At 49.2% G+C, this 18497-nt stretch carries 20 protein-coding genes and 1 other annotated feature; of the genes, 10 read left to right on the forward strand and 10 right to left on the reverse strand.

Annotated elements, in window-relative coordinates; all coding sequences use genetic code 11:
- Window positions 1-14: 14 nt before the first annotated feature.
- From KIU71_RS13645 to KIU71_RS13665, 5 genes are all read right to left on the reverse strand, one after another.
- Window positions 15-902 (reverse strand): alpha/beta hydrolase, encoded by an 888-nt coding sequence (locus KIU71_RS13645; protein WP_214131844.1) that lies wholly within the window; start codon window positions 900-902, stop codon window positions 15-17.
- A gap of 148 nt (window positions 903-1050) precedes the next feature.
- Window positions 1051-1371 (reverse strand): hypothetical protein, encoded by a 321-nt coding sequence (locus KIU71_RS13650; protein ID WP_214131845.1) that lies wholly within the window; start codon window positions 1369-1371, stop codon window positions 1051-1053.
- A 111-nt stretch (window positions 1372-1482) separates the two neighbouring features.
- On the reverse strand, window positions 1483-2190 hold the full coding sequence (gene tsaB / locus KIU71_RS13655) for a tRNA (adenosine(37)-N6)-threonylcarbamoyltransferase complex dimerization subunit type 1 TsaB (RefSeq protein ID WP_214131846.1): 708 nt from the start codon (window positions 2188-2190) through the stop codon (window positions 1483-1485).
- Window positions 2187-4154, reverse strand: coding sequence for an ATP-dependent DNA helicase (locus KIU71_RS13660; RefSeq protein WP_214131847.1), 1968 nt, complete (start codon window positions 4152-4154; stop codon window positions 2187-2189). The genes tsaB and KIU71_RS13660 overlap by 4 nt, the downstream gene beginning before the upstream one ends.
- A gap of 81 nt (window positions 4155-4235) precedes the next feature.
- Complete coding sequence (locus KIU71_RS13665; protein ID WP_214131848.1) at window positions 4236-5549, reverse strand: alpha-amylase family glycosyl hydrolase; 1314 nt, start codon at window positions 5547-5549, stop codon at window positions 4236-4238.
- 128 nt (window positions 5550-5677) lie between these two features.
- On the opposite strand from KIU71_RS13665, the gene KIU71_RS13670 reads away from it, so the two are divergent.
- Complete coding sequence (locus KIU71_RS13670; protein WP_214131849.1) at window positions 5678-5914, forward strand: hypothetical protein; 237 nt, start codon at window positions 5678-5680, stop codon at window positions 5912-5914.
- Here the strand turns inward: KIU71_RS13670 and KIU71_RS13675 are convergent.
- Window positions 5892-6743, reverse strand: coding sequence for a sulfite exporter TauE/SafE family protein (locus KIU71_RS13675; protein ID WP_214131850.1), 852 nt, complete (start codon window positions 6741-6743; stop codon window positions 5892-5894). The two genes, KIU71_RS13670 and KIU71_RS13675, sit on opposite strands and share 23 nt — an antisense overlap.
- A gap of 284 nt (window positions 6744-7027) precedes the next feature.
- Here KIU71_RS13675 and KIU71_RS13680 point away from each other — a divergent pair, with 284 nt between their 5' ends.
- Window positions 7028-7537: a DUF2244 domain-containing protein gene (locus KIU71_RS13680; RefSeq protein WP_214131851.1), complete on the forward strand. Its 510-nt coding sequence runs from the start codon at window positions 7028-7030 to the stop codon at window positions 7535-7537.
- Here KIU71_RS13680 and KIU71_RS13685 read toward each other — a convergent pair.
- Window positions 7534-8622, reverse strand: a complete 1089-nt coding sequence (locus KIU71_RS13685; protein WP_214131852.1) for a DUF2855 family protein — start codon at window positions 8620-8622, stop codon at window positions 7534-7536. The two genes, KIU71_RS13680 and KIU71_RS13685, sit on opposite strands and share 4 nt — an antisense overlap.
- 204 nt (window positions 8623-8826) lie before the next feature.
- Here KIU71_RS13685 and KIU71_RS13690 point away from each other — a divergent pair, with 204 nt between their 5' ends.
- Window positions 8827-10047: a saccharopine dehydrogenase family protein gene (locus KIU71_RS13690; RefSeq protein ID WP_214131853.1), complete on the forward strand. Its 1221-nt coding sequence runs from the start codon at window positions 8827-8829 to the stop codon at window positions 10045-10047.
- Between the two features lie 7 nt (window positions 10048-10054).
- Here the strand turns inward: KIU71_RS13690 and KIU71_RS13695 are convergent, their stop codons facing one another.
- The gene (locus KIU71_RS13695) at window positions 10055-10969 is read right to left on the reverse strand and encodes a pirin family protein (RefSeq protein WP_214131854.1); all 915 of its coding nucleotides are present in this window, start codon (window positions 10967-10969) and stop codon (window positions 10055-10057) included.
- A gap of 245 nt (window positions 10970-11214) precedes the next feature.
- Between KIU71_RS13695 and KIU71_RS13700 the strand changes: the two genes are divergently transcribed.
- The 3 genes from KIU71_RS13700 to KIU71_RS13710 all read left to right on the forward strand — a co-directional run bounded on the left by KIU71_RS13700 (window position 11215) and on the right by KIU71_RS13710 (window position 12878).
- Window positions 11215-11460, forward strand: a complete 246-nt coding sequence (locus KIU71_RS13700; RefSeq protein ID WP_214131855.1) for a DUF6482 family protein — start codon at window positions 11215-11217, stop codon at window positions 11458-11460.
- Window positions 11461-11644: 184 nt separating this feature from the next.
- A complete protein-coding gene (locus KIU71_RS13705) occupies window positions 11645-12529 on the forward strand; it encodes a TraB/GumN family protein (RefSeq protein WP_214131856.1) in 885 nt (294 codons plus the stop codon).
- Window positions 12519-12878: a DUF4870 family protein gene (locus tag KIU71_RS13710; RefSeq protein WP_214131857.1), complete on the forward strand. Its 360-nt coding sequence runs from the start codon at window positions 12519-12521 to the stop codon at window positions 12876-12878. The genes KIU71_RS13705 and KIU71_RS13710 overlap by 11 nt, the downstream gene beginning before the upstream one ends.
- 47 nt (window positions 12879-12925) lie before the next feature.
- Here the strand turns inward: KIU71_RS13710 and KIU71_RS13715 are convergent, their stop codons facing one another.
- Together KIU71_RS13715 and KIU71_RS13720 are read right to left on the reverse strand one after the other, a co-directional pair.
- Window positions 12926-13330 (reverse strand): ACT domain-containing protein, encoded by a 405-nt coding sequence (locus KIU71_RS13715; protein WP_214131858.1) that lies wholly within the window; start codon window positions 13328-13330, stop codon window positions 12926-12928.
- A gap of 64 nt (window positions 13331-13394) precedes the next feature.
- Window positions 13395-13766, reverse strand: a complete 372-nt coding sequence (locus tag KIU71_RS13720; protein ID WP_214131859.1) for a hypothetical protein — start codon at window positions 13764-13766, stop codon at window positions 13395-13397.
- A gap of 197 nt (window positions 13767-13963) precedes the next feature.
- Window positions 13964-14076, forward strand: a sequence feature (His leader region).
- Between the two features lie 34 nt (window positions 14077-14110).
- Between KIU71_RS13720 and hisG the strand changes: the two genes are divergently transcribed.
- Genes hisG through hisB form a run of 4 tightly spaced genes read left to right on the forward strand, consistent with a single transcriptional unit; the run spans window position 14111 to window position 18497 of the window.
- Complete coding sequence (hisG, locus tag KIU71_RS13725; protein ID WP_214131860.1) at window positions 14111-15010, forward strand: ATP phosphoribosyltransferase; 900 nt, start codon at window positions 14111-14113, stop codon at window positions 15008-15010.
- A gap of 18 nt (window positions 15011-15028) precedes the next feature.
- Window positions 15029-16351 carry a histidinol dehydrogenase gene (gene hisD, locus KIU71_RS13730; RefSeq protein WP_214131861.1) on the forward strand — a complete coding sequence of 441 codons (1323 nt, stop codon included), beginning with the start codon at window positions 15029-15031 and terminating at the stop codon, window positions 16349-16351.
- On the forward strand, window positions 16348-17430 hold the full coding sequence (hisC, locus tag KIU71_RS13735) for a histidinol-phosphate transaminase (protein ID WP_214131862.1): 1083 nt from the start codon (window positions 16348-16350) through the stop codon (window positions 17428-17430). Before hisD ends, hisC begins: the two co-directional genes overlap by 4 nt.
- Window positions 17430-18497, forward strand: a complete 1068-nt coding sequence (hisB, locus tag KIU71_RS13740) for a bifunctional histidinol-phosphatase/imidazoleglycerol-phosphate dehydratase HisB (protein ID WP_214131863.1) — start codon at window positions 17430-17432, stop codon at window positions 18495-18497. Before hisC ends, hisB begins: the two co-directional genes overlap by 1 nt.

An 18497-nucleotide genomic window follows, 5' to 3' on the forward strand; every position in this document is an offset into this window, starting at 1 on the left:
ATTATTTCTTTTATTTATTTGATTCGATGCGAGTTAATGTGAGTGGCTACTTGCTGCGGAGCCTGCATATGAACGTGATGGTATCCTTCGATGACTTCAATGTTCAACACTTTAAACCAGTCTCGCCGCTGTTCGATCAAGTTGCGCTTCATGACAAATCCGTTGCTCGCGACGATAGCTGTAACCGGGCACTCGATAGATTCGACGATCGCCTGCGCTTGCGCCTCAGTCAAACGTAACAAAGACTGTTGCCGAAGACGTTTATCCCAACGCCAGATGATCAGACTGTCATCCCTTAAGGCTGTTCCCTCTTGCGTCGTCACAGAGCGTGATAGCAGCGTCTCGGTCAGTGACTGACTCAGGCTGGAAATCTCGGCTCGTTTGGCAACCGCTTCAGCGAATGTGGTGTGAGAAGTCGGCGTTTTTCTCATGGCCGATATTTTTCGTCGACTCGCGATTCCCGCTCGGATCCCTGAAACTGTTTCTTTCTCGTCACCGGTTAAAGGACCGAATGCGTCAAGGCAAATAACATGATTAACATGCTCAGGGAAAACGGCAGCGTACAAAGTGGATAAAATTCCGCCCATCGAGTGGCCTAATAGGACCGCGTCCGACCAGCCCTGCTGTTCAAATAGTTGATGCAGATCATCGATGTAATCGAGTTGGTGATAGTCTGTCCCCGCTGGGCGGTGAGAGGAATGCCCGTGTCCCACCCAATCCAATGCAATAACGCAGTAGTCCTGTAAATAAGGCAACAGCGGTAAAAAGCTGTTGGCGTTATCTAACCAGCCATGCAATGCGATCAACAGGGAATTTGCCGAACGCTGTTCCGGTAAATGGTTACTGATCCCACGAATGACCACATTGGGAAGCTTGAACTCCACAGAATGCACCTTTGCCATGGCGTCGTTTTCCTTACAAAACACTCACCCTAGCACAGTGGAAGACGTTTAACGACGGCAAGGTATTGCCGGTTGATAACCGATTGTTGCCGGAATGTCGGCGCAATTCGGCAAACTTCCGCCGTCAATAAGCTGAATTCAGGTAGGGTTACGCAAACAGATCGATGCCGAGCAAACCTCGGATTTCCTCTCGTTGCGATTCAAGCGCTAGACTTTGATAAGCAGCCAACGCTGCTTCGTTCTGCGGGTTTGGCGAGTCGTGACCGGAACGTTTTTGTTGATTAAACCGTTCAGCTTGTTCAAACGCTTCTGCCGAGCGCTGGCGAACCACGGTTTGTGATGCAGGTAGCTCAGTTTGCTGACGCTGTTGCTGCTGCGCGCGAGCCTCCGCTTCCCGCTCGGGTTGTCGAGGGGACGGATTGATAATCAATGCATTTTGTGAGGCGACAATGGACGACTCAATCTCCATGCAGTTTACGGCTCCTGATAGTTAAGGCACACCCATTCAAAACGCGTTAACGCGGGCAAACTAGGGTGTGAAAACTGCAATAACCGTTCCATCAGCGGCAGCTGCTTGCCGCTATTCTCTGCCGGGCAGTTTTTTCCATGTTACCGTATTGCGTAGATAAACCGGCTCCAATTCATCAACGCGCTGCTGCTGTTGACGCGACACACTCTGTTCAACCAGCGCTAACATATAGCGAGCATTCGGTAATGTCACCAAACAGCCACCGGACTGGCTAATATAGGTTTGCATTTCTGGGTAAGCCTGCCATCCTGTGCCTGCAAGCGCCATTGTTTTCAGCGCAGCCAGATCCCGCTCACGCACGTAACAAGCGGCATCAAAGGGTGATAAAACACTTTCTTGCCCCACTAACATAGCAATGCCGTCGACGTGTTGGTAATGAGCGAAGTAAACTTCACCCATTCGCGCGTCAATCGCCACCAAGCACTCAGTAGCCTGACTCGTTTGAAAAACCTGCTGCGCCATGGCGGCCAGTGTTGATACGCCGACGGCTGGAATATTTAGTCCTAAGGCTAAACCCTGCACCGTCGAAATGGCGATACGTACGCCAGTAAAACTTCCTGGCCCATGGCCAAAACCAAGTATGTCGATATCTTGTATACACGTCCCCGCGCTTCGACATACCTGATCGATCAGGGGCAGGATTTTCTGGCTGTGCTGCTGCGGGCAAATTTCAAAATGGCGTGCCTCGTCATCGGGTGTTTTCAAAGCAACGGAGCAGGCTTCAGTTGCTGTATCAATAACTAAAATTGAGTGCGTCATAGTTCCACAGGATCTTCTTTGGGTGTGGTTGGCAAAGCGTTATCCCCTGCCGTACGAATGGTTTCGAGAAATGTCAGCGTCTCAGTGAGGTCTCGACTGCGCTTCATTGGCGGTAAGCTGCTTAAGAATATTTTGCCATAATCTTTAGTGACTAAGCGATGATCACAAATGATCAATACACCTCGGTCACTGGCATCTCGGATCAAACGGCCTGCCCCTTGTTTTAGCGCGATAACCGCATGCGGGATTGAGATTTGCGCGAACGGGTTCCCCCCACCACGTTTACAGTCCTCGCTACGTGCTTGTAGAAGAGGGTCATCGGGTGAAGCAAACGGCAATTTATCGATCATCACACAAATGAGGTCATTACCCCGCACATCTACACCTTCCCAAAACGCGCCGGTACCCAGCAGCACCGATTGTTTGTCATCCAGATAATTCTGTAGCAACGCCCGTTTGGACGTTGTGCCCTGCACTAACAGAGGCCGATCAGTCAATTCAGCCAGTTGGGCTGATACATGTCGCAGTGTAGCGTGACTCGTAAACAGCAAGAAACAGCGCCCATTGCTGGCTTCGATTATCTGCTGGGCAATTTCTACCAAACGGGCATTACGATGCGGATGATTAGGCTCCGGCAGGAAACGAGGCACGCATAGCATCGACTGTTTCTGATAATCAAAGGGGCTGTCTAACATCAGCGTTTTTGCTGACTCTAGACCCATTCGCCGTTGAAAATGGCTGAAACCGCCATCCACCATCAATGTTGCGGAAGTGAATATCCAAGCCTTATCCCCGTTTTCAACGAACGCACGAAATTTGTTGGCAATCGATAGCGGTGTCAGGTGCAAAATGAAGTGGCGTGGTGTGGTTTCAAACCACAAGCTAACCCCCGTTTTGTTGACGTCCATCAATGTTTTCAGTGTATCTCTGGCCTGCGACAGTCTGTCATAAAAGGTGTCTAAGTCTTTATCTCGCCCGACATGCAATTTGGCCACTTCTTGTAATACATCAAGTGCGTCACTGATGCGCTTAATTGCGGTATCGATTTCGTCATTCATCAAGGCTTTGCGCCAATCACCGCGTTGCGCTGTTTCGGGGAACAAAAGACGGAAGTCTTGTAACAATGTTCGGCATTTTTCCGCGGCTTTATCCAGTTGCTGTGCGTCTTTGAGCACCGTGCGGTAGAGCATGGACACATCTTTGCACATATCCATCAGTTGACGGCTTGACAAGGTTTCACCAAAGTACTCGCTGGCTATCTCGGGAATTTGATGTGCTTCGTCAAAAATCACCGCATCCACTTCAGGGATGAGTTCGCCAAAGCCCGTGTCTTTGAGGGCCATGTCTGCGAAAAACAGATGATGATTGACCACCACAATATCCGCTTCCATCGCTTTCTTACGTGCTTTTACCAAGTAACAGTCTTCGTAATCAGGGCATTCTTTTCCCGCACAGTTATCGACGGTGGAAGTGACCAGCGGTAAAACTTTAGCGTCTTCAGGGATCGTAGTCAGCTCACCAATATCACCTGATTTTGTACTTTCAGCCCACGCCCTGACCGCCGTCAGTTCTGCCAGCGTATCGGCTTCGTATAAAGCGGTACCTGCACTATTTTGCTTTAAGCGATGAATACACAGGTAATTTGCCCGGCCTTTCAGCAAAGCCGTCGGTCGCTGACCGCTAACGGCTGCTTTGATAACCGGTAAATCGCGATGATAAAGCTGCTCCTGCAAGTTTTTCGTACCAGTAGAAACAATCACCTTACGCTGCCCCGTTAGCACCGGCGCAAGGTAGGCAAACGTTTTGCCTGTGCCTGTGCCAGCTTCAACGATCAACGATGACTTTTCACGCAACGCCGTTACCACTGCACTCGCCATATCGGTTTGCGCCTGACGCGGTGTATAGCCACTGATATGCTCAGCCAACAGGCCTGAGGGCGAAAAAATTGAGGAAATGTTTGGCATGTCTACAATGTTGAAGCAGGTTTGGGAGTATTATGCCAAATATTCACTCTCGGCGCGTCAGATTCTTCGAGCAATTAACTGTCATCGGTATTGCTTAATGAATATCGCAAAGCTAAATGGCGCTATTGCCAGCGGGTTATCAAAGGATGTATCGGGCGTGGAAGCCAACAACGTGCGCCATGTTCCTACACTCAAATCAGCTTGCAACCTGACGGTTTTTGCTTGCCCTGAAAAATTCAGTATCACCATGATCTGCATCTCAGTATTCCCTCTCACAAACGAGAACACGCTGTCCATCTGATCCTGGGTAACTTGCAACATTGTTGCGCCGTGTTCACCATTGTGCAGCACTGGATAGCGTTTTCGGATAGTCAGTAGTTGCTGGTACAAGTCGCCGATAGGGTGCGGTTGCCATTCAATCGGGTCTCGTTCGAAAAAAGCAAGCCGTTTGGTTTCTCCTGCCTCCTGCCCGTTATGGATAAGCGGCATGCCCTCACCGATGACTGACAACACGATGGCATTTTCAAGGCAATCACCAAACTGCTCATGCTGTGTACCATCCCAGGCATTTTTATCGTGATTACTCACAAATGTCATACGATACGCCGACTTTGGCCACGAGCGTTCATTCCACGAATAATATTGACGAAGTTTATTAAGCGACACGGTTCCTTGTGCGATGCCGTGCATAATTTCATTCCAACTCCACGCGTAAGTCATGTCAAATGCGTGCTGATGCAAATCGCGCGTCTCCCACTCAGCGAGCATAAAGACTGGCTTAATGCTATCTAACGCTTGGCGCGCCTGAGTCCAAAAATCGTGTGGCACATAACCGGCAACATCACAGCGATACCCGTCGATATCAAAGCGAGTGACCCAGTAACACAGCGCGTCGATCATGTAGCTACGCAAATCACTGCGGCTATAATCGAACTCAATAATATCGGACCAATCCCACCAAGGAGAGGGTCTAAAATCGCCTTTGTAGTCTCTGGCATACCAATCGGGATGCTGTTGAGTCAATGGGTTGTCCCATGCGCTGTGATTTGGTACCCAGTCGAGTATGACTTTCATCCCTATGGCATGAATCGCCTCAATCAATTGTCGCAAGCTTTCTGCGTCTCCAAACTCAGGGTTTATCCCGAGAAAGTCTTTGACCGCATAAGGGCTACCCAACGTGCCTTTCCGGTTAACTTCACCAATGGGATGAATTGGCATCAACCATAAAATATCTACGCCGAGCTGTTTAAGGCGCGGAAGATGCGCGTGTACTTCGTCAAATGTGCCTTGAGCCGAAAACTGACGGATATTGATCTGATAGATAGTGGCATCTTTGCTCCACGCGGGATGACTCACCTGACTAAACGGCGTTACTGGATACTTTTCATAAGACATTGCGGCAAATCACTGAACCTAGCACAAGAATAAGGGTCATAATTGCACAGTGGACGCTGAGATAAAATAGGTGTGCCCTTCTGCTATCCACTGAAAACAATCTGAATGCACTTAGAATGGATAAATCAATGTCAACTTCACAAAAGCTGCGGTTATTGCTAGTCACGCTCAGCGTCGTTATGGGGTTAAGTGGCTGTAGCGCGAAACAACTTTACAACGCGACGCAGGAAAACCGTCTGCAAACGTGTTCTGAACTTTATGGTGCGCAGCGTGAGGAATGTGAAGCACAATATCAAAAAGATTACGAAACCTATGAACGCGAACGTCAACAAGTGATTAACGCTAAAAAACCGGTAAACCGCTGATCCCCAGTAGTAGCACCCAGGTAGCGAAGAACAGCTTGAGCTTTGTGACTGAGAACATCAGTACTACACGTTTGGCCACAATTCCTCCTATCACGGCGCCAGCACCAGCGAATAGAACCACTGGCCAGTAGATGGCCTGACTAAACTCGATATGATAAACAACCGCGCCCCACACGCTAAACGCGCTCAAGATGACCGCGCTGGCGATAGCGAAGGTCACGTTGAACCCGCGCACGATTAAATACACAGCGACCAGCTCACCCACACCTACCGACAACCAAGCGGTCACCATTCCACCCAAAAAGCCAATCAGTAATAGTAACGGTTTATCAAGTGAGGTAAGGCTTGTACTGAATGAAACTCGTTTCAGCAAGGGTATAGAGGCATAAATAGCACAGGCTAACACGATCGAAAAAATACCGAACCACAGATGCAGTTGCTGCACGCCATCTTTATGCAGGTTGAACTGGTCGCTGAATTCGAGTAACTGTACAGTCCAAATGCCCGCCCAACTGGTGGGTATTGTTAGCAACAGCACCGCAAGTAAGCTCGACCACTGCGTGTCGGCACGATGTTGAGCGCGATAAAAGCGATACCATGTGACTGCGCCGGCAGTCATACCGCAACACTGTATCGCGAAACTTGTGGCCACAATGGTGGTAGCAGTGAAGCCAAGATGATTAAAGAATGGCACGAATACGACACCACCACCAGCTCCCGTCGCATTTGCGAAGATGGCTCCGGTCACACCCAATGCGCTAAACGCCCCGTAGGTTTGAAGCAGCGCAATACTATTAGGCTGCCAGAGCACCAAAACACACCACGCCATCAGTAGCGCCAACCTGAAGGGATGGCGAAAAACTCTTTTCACTATGAAACACACCGAAAACAAGGGTTGACGACTCTGCCAGAAAATAACGTATTTGCCAATACGTAACGACGCTGATCAAAGCTCAACGACGACACGTAGAGATGCTATCTATGTTTACCTTAACAAATTACCTTGCAATGCATTTAAGACGTCGCAACACTGTGCCTGCAACTACGTTCAGCTTAAGACCAGCGCGTATTGATTTTCGCGCAGTTGAAATATAAACACGATATCGACAATTTATGATCAGCACAGATTATCAGGGCGACGATGTAATGATTACGCTCACACCAAACCGATCAGCCAGCTGGTCGCATACCAAATATCTGATGGCAATCATGGTCTTTTTCGTGATGGTGATAGCGCTAGCCTGGGGTATTGTAGGTGCGTGGGTCATATTGCCCTTCGCCGGGATAGAGGTAGGCTTACTGGCGTACATTATGTATCGCGTATCACAGGCTACGTATCGCTCTGAAACGGTTAAAGTTACCGCCAATGAGGTTACTTATGTGCGCGGCAAACTCAGTGGAAAAAGCCAACGGAGTTACATCACGCTATCGCGGGACGAATTACACATCGACGTGATTGAAACTGAAAACAATTGGTGCCTTCCCGATATTCGGTTGATCACGCCAGAGCACACTATTAGTGTGGGTAGTTTTCTCAATCTGCCTGACCGACAGCAACTCACCGACTTATTACGTGATTGCGGTATTCCACACTGCCGCACTCATTGGTGGAAAGAACGCTAGAATCGCATCACATGCATGACAGTTGGGTCGACATGCCCGCCCAGAAATTGCTGATATTGTTTGACTATCGCTTGGGCGCCTACATGCTCCTGTTCTTTCAACAATGGACTGCAATGCTCGACGAACCCCTGCCAATGCTCAGCGTAGCGTGCCTGAAAAGTGTCGGCTCCCCAATCTTTGTTGAATTCCCGTACCACATCCGGAGCAAAAAACACATTTCCAACCGTCGTTTGCTCGCGCATTCCCTGAGCCTCGACATCCGTAGCGCCGATCAGCAGTGTTCGTTCTGCAGGGGCACTATGGCCTTCTCTTAGGTTTTTTAAACGCTGCTGGTCACCGGCAAAGTCTAAAATCCAATCGTTTTCGGTGACCGACAAGCCCGCGGCCTCCTCATAAGCGTGAACCTGAGAATAGCAGCCCGTACTTTCAACAAAATCACACTGTGCCGCAGACGTTAAGCCAATGAGTGTCAGATCAGGGAGTAACTGCCTAAGGATTTGTGCCGTACCGTAAGCCGTTTTGCTCGAAGCACTGGTAAAAATGACGCGGCCACGTTCAAGTTGACCCTGCATAGCATTTTGTAAATAGTAGGCGAGCACGAATGATGTGGTATACAGCGGTCGAAAAGTCAATATCCAACTTTCCATGGCTTTGCTGTAACCTGCGTCCGCGTCGCAGCGCATGTAAAAGTCATACACCGGCGAAATGGAACGGCGCTGAGGATGGCGATCGCTAAACATAGCGGGCGAAATATTGTCGGCGTGCACTAACAGGTAGCCTGCCATTGGCAGATATCCATACACTAACTCGCCGATGTTCAAAGCCGCCGTGTTTGACGCAACAACACGAGCGAATCCCCAAACCGGTATAATACCAAACCCTTCTGACGCCGGAAAAAAACCCCAGTAACCAAATCGATTACCCAATAAAGCATAGGTAATGTTGTTGGCTGAGAAGCCAAATTGTTCAACCTGTAAGATGACAGCATTGGGATGGTCGTCCAGACTCAATGTCGACTCAACCTGCCGGGTATTAACCAGCGCTGTCTGTTGTACTTCAATCTGCGTTTGGCGAAATGTGCTCATGCTTGCTCTCCATTCTGTCACGCTACCTGTGTACTTGCGCTGCGATAGCCGGTTGTTATGTAAGACTAGCATAACAACGCATAAGGTTTTGACACTCACTTTTATGAATAGATTGTGGGTGATTGAAATAATTCGAAAATTTCACTTATTACCCCTATGATTATCAGCTACCTACCGCAAGAAACGAGCTTGAGGGACAAATGAATGAGTAAAGAATTTGATGTCATTGTGTTTGGTGCGACCAGTTTTGTCGGCCAGATTGTGTGCGAGTACATGCACTCACAGTATGCCGGCCACGAAGTAAAATGGGCAATGGCGGCCCGCTCGCAACACAAGTTAGACAGTGTTAAACATGAGTTGGGTATTGAAGACGTTCCCACGCTGATTGCCGATGCGAGCGATCAAGAAAGCATTGATGCACTGAGTGCGCAAACCAAGGTGATCATTTCCACCGTGGGCCCTTATGATCTGTACGGCGAGCCAATGGTAAAAGCGTGTGTTAAGCACGGCACCGATTACGTAGATTTGACCGGCGAACCGCAATGGATCCGTAAAATGATCGACCGCTATGAAGCAGACGCGAAAACGTCTGGAGCTCGCATTGTGCACTGCTGCGGTTTCGATTCTATTCCGTCCGATCTGGGTGTCTTTTTTCTTCAACAACAGGCGAAACAACGCTTCGGTAAGCCTTGCGATCAGGTAAAAACGCGCGTTAAAGCCATGAAGGGCGGCGCTTCTGGAGGAACCGTAGCCTCGTTAGTTAATGTGGTTAAACAAGCCAGCAAAGATGCCAAATTGCGCAAACTCTTGGCGAATCCTTATGCTCTGTGTCCAGAAGGACATCGATTCAATGCCCACCAGAATAATGTGAACCATGCAAAGTACGAGGAGGAAACCGGCAGTTGGGTTGCGCCGTTTATCATGGCGAGTATTAACACTCGCGTTGTTCACCGTTCGAATGCATTGCTTGGCAATGAGTATGGCGAACGCTTCTTGTATGACGAAGCCATGATGACGGGCAAAAATGCCAAAGGAGGCCTGATGGGTTGGGCTGTCACAGCCACGCTATCGGGGCTTATGGTTGGCGCGGCGTTGCCCCCCACTCGTTGGTTATTGGAAAATACCGTGTTACCCAAGCCCGGAGAAGGCCCGAGTAAGGAAGAGCAACGTAATGGCTTTTTTGATTTTAGGCTTTTTGGTAGTACGCCGCAAAAACAACATATTGTGGTAAAAGTGACTGGCGACCGTGACCCGGGGTACGGCTCGACAGCCAAGATGCTTAGCGAAGCCGCTGTATGTTTGGCGCATGACACTGAAATGAACGATGTAGAAGGCGGCTTTTTAACACCGGCCAGTGCTTTTGGTGAGACGTTAATCAAACGACTCGAACAAAATGCGGGTTTAACGTTTAGTGTCTTAGCATAAACAGCACTTAGCCCGGCAGCGGTATAAATTCGTCCTCGTCGCCTACGACTGGCTCAAAGCGCTGTGCTTGCCAGTCTTGTTTTGCTTGCTCAATACGTGCCCGACTCGTTGAAGCAAAGTTCCAGTACATGTGGCGTGGCTGCATAACCTCACCGCCAATCACAGCGATTCGTGCTGCGGTGTTGGCGGTAACCTCTGCCTCTTTGTTCGAAGACAAAATAGCCATTTGGTAGGGTTGGATAACTGCGTTGCCAATGGTCACGGTGCCCCCCGCCACATAAACCGCGCGCTGTTCAGCGGCTGGCAGTATCAATGACTGGTGCGGCATCATCCCCGCCTCAATATAGAGAGTCTCTGCAAAGGTTTTTACCGGGGATTGTTTGCCATAAGCTTGCCCCATAATGACCTTAACCATCACTTCACCGACCTGCACGTAGGGAATATCGGCATCGGGGTAATGCATAAATTCTGGCGCCATCTCCTGCTGCGCTTCAGGGAGTGCCAGCCAGAGTTGGAGCCCATGCAAACGGTGCGCAATGGCGGTCACCTCTGCTCGTTCCCGTTCAGAGTGCACGATGCCACGACCTGCCACCATTAAGTTTACGTCGCCCGGGCGGATTGCTTGTTCCGAACCCAATGAGTCACGATGCAATATTTCGCCTTCGAACAGATAAGTCACCGTAGCGAGATGAATATGCGGATGCGGCCTAACATTAATTCCCTCGCCCGCTGGGAAGTCGGCAGGCCCCATATGGTCAAAAAACAACCATGGACCTACCATACGCTGTTCCCGAGCAGGCAGCACACGTCGAACCGAAAATCCGCCCAGCTCCTTGGTTTTTGGTGTAATCACCTGCTCAACGACAGTGCAATTCGTTTCAGCACACAGCGCATCAGGTTTATGCTCGGTCTCAATGCTCATCGGCTATTCCTTCACTTTAATCGACATGTTTTGATGGCCTCACCCCAGCGCAGCGATGTAAGAGCCTGTTTACCCATCATATCACGCAATGTCGATATCCCACCATTGTGCCATTGAGACAAAAAAAAGTACCGACAGTGAGTCACTCTCCATGAGGTGTTCGTAACAGGGTGACTAGCGCGTTTTGATCTTTCCAAACACCGTCGCGTTTAAAACGCGTAAACTGCACTTAACCGGAGAGAACGATGAATTTATTTATTGAGTCAATCGAAGGCGGTACCTACCTTGCTGCGCTCGACAATGCTGGGCATCGTGATTATTTAAAAGACAGCGCCAATAAGCCCATCGCTTTTGACTGCCTGAACGAAATAAAATCGTACCTAGCGGGTCAGACATTTGAACGTGTATGGCTAAAGCAAAACACCCCCTATGATGAGATGGTGGGGCTGGACAGTAGTGATGAAAAGCTCGAAATTGAGATTGAATGGTAATAAAGCCGTTAGTCGATAAGCGTCCGATAGGTTTCATAGAAATCACGACATAATGCGGTGCTTTGCAGACTATTTAATGCTGTGCGCAAGTGAGCTATTTTTAATGAATCTCTCCGATTAACGCTTGTTAAAATAGTGCTAGCTGTTTAGTCTAAATCTTGTTTTTGAATAACAGGATGGGTTTATGTTGAGACGCGCCATGCTGGCGGGGCTGATTGCCCTGCTTAGTTACACTTCGGCCACCGCAGCGGCTCCGGCATGGAAAGTCAGCAAGGGCGATGAATATCTCTACATCGGCGGCACTATTCATGTTCTCAGTTCGCAGGATTACCCGCTGCCAGCTCCCTTTGAAAAGGCATATCAGGACGCCGAGTGGATCGTCTTTGAAACAGACATCAATGCGTTGAGCAGTGCCGAATTTCAACAGCAAGTGATGAACACTCTCACCTATACCGATGGCACGACGTTTCACAGCACACTAAACGATGACACAATCGCCGCGCTTGACAAACACTTCACCAGTCGCGGCGTGCCGATGCAGAACTTTGTTACATTCAAACCGTCATTCTTAGCCCTCACCTTGAGCAATATTGAGTTTCAACTTATCGGTTTGACCAGTGATGGCGTCGATCATTATTATGCAAAGCGTGCGCGTAATGATGGCAAGCGAGTGGCGTGGTTAGAATCTCCCACCGAGCAACTCAGTTTTATGGAAAGCTTAGGGAAAGGTGAGGAAAATGAGTTAATCACCTACACCTTAGCTGAGATAGACACACTGGCAGCCTCGGTAAATGAGCTTCGCACTCAATGGCGAGCCGGTGATATGGAAGGCTTGGCAGAATCACAACTCACCGACATGGTGAATGATTTCCCGGCGGTGTACGATGATTTATTAGTGCAAAGAAATAACCGGTGGCTTCCACAGATCGAAGCGATGTTTATCTCACCAGAAAAAGAGTTTGTTCTTGTCGGTGCACTGCACCTCGCCGGTGAACATAGCGTACTGAAGATGCTAGCTGACAAGGGATATCACGTTGAAAAATTCTCAGGAGAACAACATGGACAATAATGTGCAAAGCGATATCGAACCTAATGATACGACTTCAACGGCTCGCGTCGCCTACATTTTATATTTACTGGGTTTAGTGACCGGTGTTTTAGGCATCATCGGGGTTATTCTCGCCTATATTAATAAAGACGATGCGCCGGACTGGCTGCGCAGTCACTATCGGTTTTTAATTCGTACGTTTTGGATCGGTTTTTTGTATTTGGCCATCTCGTTTTTACTGATGGTGGTTTTGATTGGCTACCTTGGCATTTTTGTCTGGATGTTGTGGTTAATTATCCGCTGTATTAAAGGCTTAAAAGCGCTTGATCAACGCAGACCTGTCATGAATGAGAGCAGTTGGGGATTCTGATTGATGCTAACCCAGTAGGGCGAGCGGCGCTCAGACAACGTCGTCCGTCACTGCTCGGCGGATAGTTGCTGAAGCGTGCTAAGTGCGCGTTCGGCGTCACTGCACTGAACAAAAATATGGTCGTGATGATAGGCGGCAACCACATTGGCGCTGATATTTTCATTCGCTAACGCTGTTGCAACCGCAGCTGTCAGCCCGACCGCTTGCAAACTCGAATGAACCGACAGTGTTATGCACCTAAAGACGCCGTGGTAGGCAAGTTCATGTTGTGCTGCCTGTGCAGGGGTCAGGATCACCGTGACACCTTCCTTTTCACGAAAAATACACTTGGGCGCAGGCTGCATTGAGGATAGCTGACTGACTGAAGGCACAACACAAAATACCCACTCTGACTCATCAAGCTCTGGTGACATGCTCTGCAGTAAGCGCGTCAAATTGGTTTCTCCGACCATGATATTCTTCCTACGTTAATGCTGCGCTGAATGATAGCATCCGATTAAATAACCTGAATTCAGGTTAAATAGTCACATCGAGGTTTCCGCCTTTCTCATCTTCATCGTCGATCTCACCATTTGGATATTCATCATTGGAATTAGCTGTCGCTTTTTCCATACGCTGGGATTCGTCATCCGTTGTATCGACGATAAGGCCCACGTGTTGGTCTGTAAAATCTGGCGTGTCGGGCTGTTCGTCGCCTTTACTTGACTCGTTTTGACGACTGTCATCCCCCTTTTTTTCCAACCTGCGTTCTACTTTCGGATGGTTCTCATCGGATGGCGAGGGGTGCATAGGCGTTTTCTTATCCACCTTTTTAACCTCACCACGATCGCCTTTAATCGGCACAGTGCCACGCCGTGGCATAACTGAGAACAGCAAATCATTACTCATTTCGACTGACTCCTGTGCGTCTTAGTGAATTTATAACATTACGCTATAAGACGGTGAAAAATTCTATATACAGTTTAGAGCCTAAATGATTTGCAAAATCTTTACCACTTCGTTAATGTTTTGCACCGAAACGAACGGCACTGGTGTCTTATTCGTTTTCTTAGGATAGTAAATCACATGAATTTAAAACGCGCTGCCCATCATCACCATAAAGCATAACCTTTCAGGTTTGTGCTGGAAGGTCTATTGATTCTTCCGGCGGCGCGGCAACATCGACACCCTCGGAAGGCACTTCCGGGGGTTTTTTATTTGGGTCGGCGAAATATAACAAGGGGAAGAAGGGAATGAGTGACGCAAAACGTCTACGCATTGCAGTACAAAAATCAGGGCGCTTGAGCGACGATAGCATCGCTTTGCTGAAAGCTATCGGCATTAAACTACAGATACGCGACCGTCTCCTCATTGCGCATTCAACCAATCAACCCGTCGACCTTTTGCGAGTACGTGACGATGACATTCCTGGTCTGGTCATGGATGGAATTGTGGACTTGGGCTTTATTGGCGAAAATGAGCTTGAAGAAAAAATGCTTGAGCGAAAAGCCTCTAACCGCAGTCACGCGTTCAAAACGTTACGTGAATTAGACTACGGTGCGTGCAGGCTCTCTATTGCCGTTCCGAATGAATTTGAGTACCTAAGTGTTACCTCTTTAAACGGCAAAAAAGTGGCCACGACGTACCCTTTCCTGCTTGAACGCTTCTTCGCCGAAAAAGGCATTGATGCGACTGCCGTTATGCTCACTGGTTCTGTTGAGGTTGCTCCGCGGGCAGGTGTTGCAGACGCAATCTGTGATCTTGTGTCGACGGGCGCAACGCTAGAAGCCAACGGGTTAAAAGAGAAAGACACGGTGTTTGAATCCAAAGCGGTGTTAATTCAAAGCGAAAAGCCGTTAAGCGATGAAAAACAAGCACTGATAAATCGCCTTTTGCCTCGCATTGATGGCGTAACGCAAGCGAAAGAAAGTAAGTACATTATGCTGCACGCACCCAAAGCCTATTTAGAGCAGGTCAAAAGCTTACTACCGGGTGCTGAAAACCCAACCGTTTTACCGCTGGCCAGTAGTGAAGACATTGTCGCTATTCACGTCGTCAGCCCGGAAACCTTGTTTTGGGAGACCATGGAAAAGCTGAAAGCGTTAGGCTGTAGCTCCATCTTAGTCATGCCCATTGAAAAAATGATGAGCTAACGAGCGAAGCAGATCACAATGATTAAGTGGAATTTACTCTCAGCTGAAGAACAACGAAAAGTGTTGGCTCGCCCAGCATTAGCCGACGCAACATCACTCAAACAGACCGTTTCTGGCATTATTGCGCGAGTGCAAAAGGAGGGTGATAAAGCGGTATTAGCCCTCACTCAAGAGTTCGACAAGGCCAAACTCAACGCGTTAGCATTGTCCAGTGACGCGCTTGCTTGCGCGGAAGACGAGTTAGACGAAGAGATTAAAGCGGCGATCCATGTTGCTTATGACAACATCAGGCGTTTTCACGAAGCACAACGTCCGACGGATATCACGTTACAGACTCAACCCGGTGTGTTTTGTGAGCAACGCACAGTTGCACTCGACAGTGTGGGGCTTTACATCCCCGGTGGAACGGCTCCCTTGCCTTCAACCGTACTGATGTTAGGCGTTCCCGCTCAAGTGGCAGAGTGCCGCCAGCGCATACTCTGCACCCCACCAAACAGCAAGGGGCAGATTGCGGCAGAAATTCGTTACGCGGCGAAGCTGTGTGGCATCTCGCAGATTTTCCTATGCGGGGGCGCTCAAGCGATTGCTGCCATGGCGTTTGGTACAGCATCAATTCCCAAAGTGGATAAAATTTATGGCCCGGGCAATAGCTTTGTCACCGAGGCTAAGCAACAGGTCAGCACGACAGCAAGCGGCGCAGCGATTGATATGCCCGCTGGGCCATCTGAAGTTTTAGTGTTGGCAGATGCCTACGCCAACCCCGCTTTCATCGCCGCTGACATGCTGTCTCAGGCGGAACATGGTCGAGACTCTCAAGCTGTGCTGGTGTGCAATAGCGAAAAACTGATCAATCAGGTCACGCGTGAAGTCGACCGACAACTTGAACAACTAAACCGTAATGAAATTGCCAGAGCCGCCATGCAACACGGGCGTTATATCTTAACCGAATCATTTGCTGAAGCGATTGAGGTGAGTAACGCTTATGCGCCGGAACATTTGATTGTGCAAGCTGACAACGCGCGAGGATGGCTAAGCAAAATACGGCATGCTGGGTCGGTATTTCTAGGGCAGTGGTCGCCAGAATCGGCCGGTGACTACGCCAGTGGAACGAATCATGTGTTACCCACTTACGGTTACTCACGCATGTATTCTAGTTTAGGGCTGCTCGATTTTATGCGCCGCTTTACCGTGCAGGAGCTGACAGAGTCTGGCTTTAAAGCACTGGCCCCCTCGCTGATTGCGCTGTCGCAGGCCGAGGGACTTGATGCACACGCCAAAGCAGTTTCTCTGCGAACCGACGCGCTTAACGCTAAAGCCAATGATTCGGGGGTGTCTTCATGAGCAATCTGATCGCACGCTTAACCAATCCCAATATCGCCACGCTGGCACCTTACGAGTCAGCTCGGCGGCTGTATGCTGGCGGTCAGGATTGGCTTAATGCCAATGAGTCACCCTACGCCAACCCGTATCAGCTTGACGACACTAAGCTCAATCGCTATCCGGCATGCCAGCCGGTATCAGTTGTGGAACAGTATGCCGCGTATGCAGGCGTTATGCCGCAAAATGTACTGGTAACGCGCGGTGCGGACGAAGGCATTGAGTTATTGATCCGTGCATTCTGCCGGCCCGGTCGTTCAAGTATTATGATTTGCCCGCCAACCTACGGCATGTATGCGATCAGTGCGGAAACCTGTGACGTGAGCGTGATTAAAGTACCTCAACACAGTGATTTTAGTTTAGATGTTGACAGCATTTGCCAACAGGCTGGCGATGTCAGTTTGGTCTTCATCTGCTCTCCCAACAATCCCACCGGCACTCAGGTGGCTAAAGAAGATATTATACGTGTGCTTGAGCACTGCGCAGATAAAGCGCTTGTCGTCGTCGATGAAGCTTATATCGAATTCGCGTTCAGTGACAATTGGGCTTCTGCACTGCAGCGCTACCCGCATTTGGTGATACTAAGAACGCTTTCCAAAGCATTTGCACTGGCTGGCTTGCGGTGCGGCTTCACGCTGGCTTCTGACGCTATTATACAGACGCTACTGAAAGTCATTGCCCCTTACCCGATCCCTGAGCCTGTAGCGCAGATTGCCGCACAAGCGCTCGGTGAAGACCCGATTGCCCGTATGCGTGAGCAGGTGGACATCATTGAAACGGAGCGGCAGCGGCTCACTGATGCGTTATCTGCAATGGATGAGGTTACGCTTGTTGGCGCACAGAAAGCTAATTTTATTTTGTTTAGAACTCCCGCAAAAGATGCGCTTATGCGGGACTTAGTCGACAACGGATTACTGATCCGCGACCAGTCAAAACAGCTCAACTTACAACAATGCCTGCGTATTTCCGTGGGCACGCCGGAGCAAAATACGCGTTTGCTCAGTTTAATGCGCGACTTTTTTACCCGAGGAGAAACGGCGTAATGCAACAGCCTACTTTATTTATTGATCGCGATGGCACCTTGGTAGAAGAACCACCGGTGGACAAACAGCTCGACCGTTTGGAAAAACTTAAATTTGAGCCGAACGTCATTCCGGTGCTGTTAAAGTTACAAGCGGCAGGTTTCCGTTTGGTGATGGTGACCAATCAGGATGGCTTAGGTACCGATAGCTTCCCACAGGCAGATTTTGAGCTGGCACACAATGCGATGATGTCAGTGTTTACCAGTCAGGGCGTGGTGTTTGACGATGTGTTGATTTGCCCGCATTTTGATTCGCAGCAGTGCAGCTGCCGCAAACCTAAACTGGGGCTGGTCAAAGATTATTTACAGCAAGGAAAAATCGATTTTACACGTTCATTCGTGATTGGTGATCGCGATACTGACATTCAGCTTGCCGAGAACATGGGTATTGTAGGTCTCAAATATTCTCCGCAGGGGCTGAACTGGGTGAGCATTGAAAAGCAACTGTTGGCCTCTTCGCGCGTGGCCGAAGTCGTACGTAAAACGTCTGAAACCGATATCCGCGTTCGCGTAAACCTTGACTCAGATGAGAAGTCGCGCATCGAAACCGGACTGGGTTTTTTCGATCATATGCTCGATCAGATAGCGACTCACGCCGGTTTTGAGCTTGACCTGAGTGTTAGCGGCGACCTGCACATTGACGATCATCACAGTGTTGAAGATACTGCTCTGGCGCTGGGCGAATGTTTGAAAAAAGCGCTTGGCGATAAGCGTGGTATTGGCCGATTTGGCTTTGCGCTGCCGATGGATGAGTGCCGTGCTGAATGCATTATGGACATTTCTAACCGCCCTCACCTCGTGTTCAAGGCCAATTTCACGCGCGAACAGGTGGGTGAAATGGCAACTGAAATGGTTCAGCACTTCTTCTATTCAATGGCTCAGTCTATGGGCCTGAGCCTGCACCTTTCTACCACAGAAGGGAATGCTCATCATCAGGTAGAAAGCTTATTCAAAGTATTTGGTCGGGCGTTACGACAAGCGATCACCAAACAAGGTGATGCGCTGCCAAGCAGTAAGGGAGCGTTATAG

The organism is Alteromonas oceanisediminis (assembly GCF_018474025.1).
Taxonomy (GTDB): domain Bacteria; phylum Pseudomonadota; class Gammaproteobacteria; order Enterobacterales; family Alteromonadaceae; genus Alteromonas_E; species Alteromonas_E oceanisediminis.

Coding starts and splice junctions, on each gene's coding strand:
- KIU71_RS13720 (WP_214131859.1), bottom strand. CDS start 13,766: ATGAGTAATGATTTGCTGTTCTCAGTTATGCCACGGCGTGGCACTGTG.
- KIU71_RS13700 (WP_214131855.1), top strand. CDS start 11,215: ATGAATTTATTTATTGAGTCAATCGAAGGCGGTACCTACCTTGCTGCG.
- KIU71_RS13650 (WP_214131845.1), bottom strand. CDS start 1,371: ATGGAGATTGAGTCGTCCATTGTCGCCTCACAAAATGCATTGATTATC.
- hisG (WP_214131860.1), top strand. CDS start 14,111: ATGAGTGACGCAAAACGTCTACGCATTGCAGTACAAAAATCAGGGCGC.
- KIU71_RS13710 (WP_214131857.1), top strand. CDS start 12,519: ATGGACAATAATGTGCAAAGCGATATCGAACCTAATGATACGACTTCA.
- KIU71_RS13645 (WP_214131844.1), bottom strand. CDS start 902: ATGGCAAAGGTGCATTCTGTGGAGTTCAAGCTTCCCAATGTGGTCATT.
- KIU71_RS13705 (WP_214131856.1), top strand. CDS start 11,645: ATGTTGAGACGCGCCATGCTGGCGGGGCTGATTGCCCTGCTTAGTTAC.
- KIU71_RS13660 (WP_214131847.1), bottom strand. CDS start 4,154: ATGCCAAACATTTCCTCAATTTTTTCGCCCTCAGGCCTGTTGGCTGAG.
- hisD (WP_214131861.1), top strand. CDS start 15,029: ATGATTAAGTGGAATTTACTCTCAGCTGAAGAACAACGAAAAGTGTTG.
- hisC (WP_214131862.1), top strand. CDS start 16,348: ATGAGCAATCTGATCGCACGCTTAACCAATCCCAATATCGCCACGCTG.
- KIU71_RS13690 (WP_214131853.1), top strand. CDS start 8,827: ATGAGTAAAGAATTTGATGTCATTGTGTTTGGTGCGACCAGTTTTGTC.
- hisB (WP_214131863.1), top strand. CDS start 17,430: ATGCAACAGCCTACTTTATTTATTGATCGCGATGGCACCTTGGTAGAA.
- KIU71_RS13670 (WP_214131849.1), top strand. CDS start 5,678: ATGTCAACTTCACAAAAGCTGCGGTTATTGCTAGTCACGCTCAGCGTC.
- KIU71_RS13675 (WP_214131850.1), bottom strand. CDS start 6,743: ATGGCGTGGTGTGTTTTGGTGCTCTGGCAGCCTAATAGTATTGCGCTG.
- KIU71_RS13695 (WP_214131854.1), bottom strand. CDS start 10,969: ATGAGCATTGAGACCGAGCATAAACCTGATGCGCTGTGTGCTGAAACG.
- tsaB (WP_214131846.1), bottom strand. CDS start 2,190: ATGACGCACTCAATTTTAGTTATTGATACAGCAACTGAAGCCTGCTCC.
- KIU71_RS13685 (WP_214131852.1), bottom strand. CDS start 8,622: ATGAGCACATTTCGCCAAACGCAGATTGAAGTACAACAGACAGCGCTG.
- KIU71_RS13665 (WP_214131848.1), bottom strand. CDS start 5,549: ATGTCTTATGAAAAGTATCCAGTAACGCCGTTTAGTCAGGTGAGTCAT.
- KIU71_RS13680 (WP_214131851.1), top strand. CDS start 7,028: ATGATCAGCACAGATTATCAGGGCGACGATGTAATGATTACGCTCACA.
- KIU71_RS13715 (WP_214131858.1), bottom strand. CDS start 13,330: ATGGTCGGAGAAACCAATTTGACGCGCTTACTGCAGAGCATGTCACCA.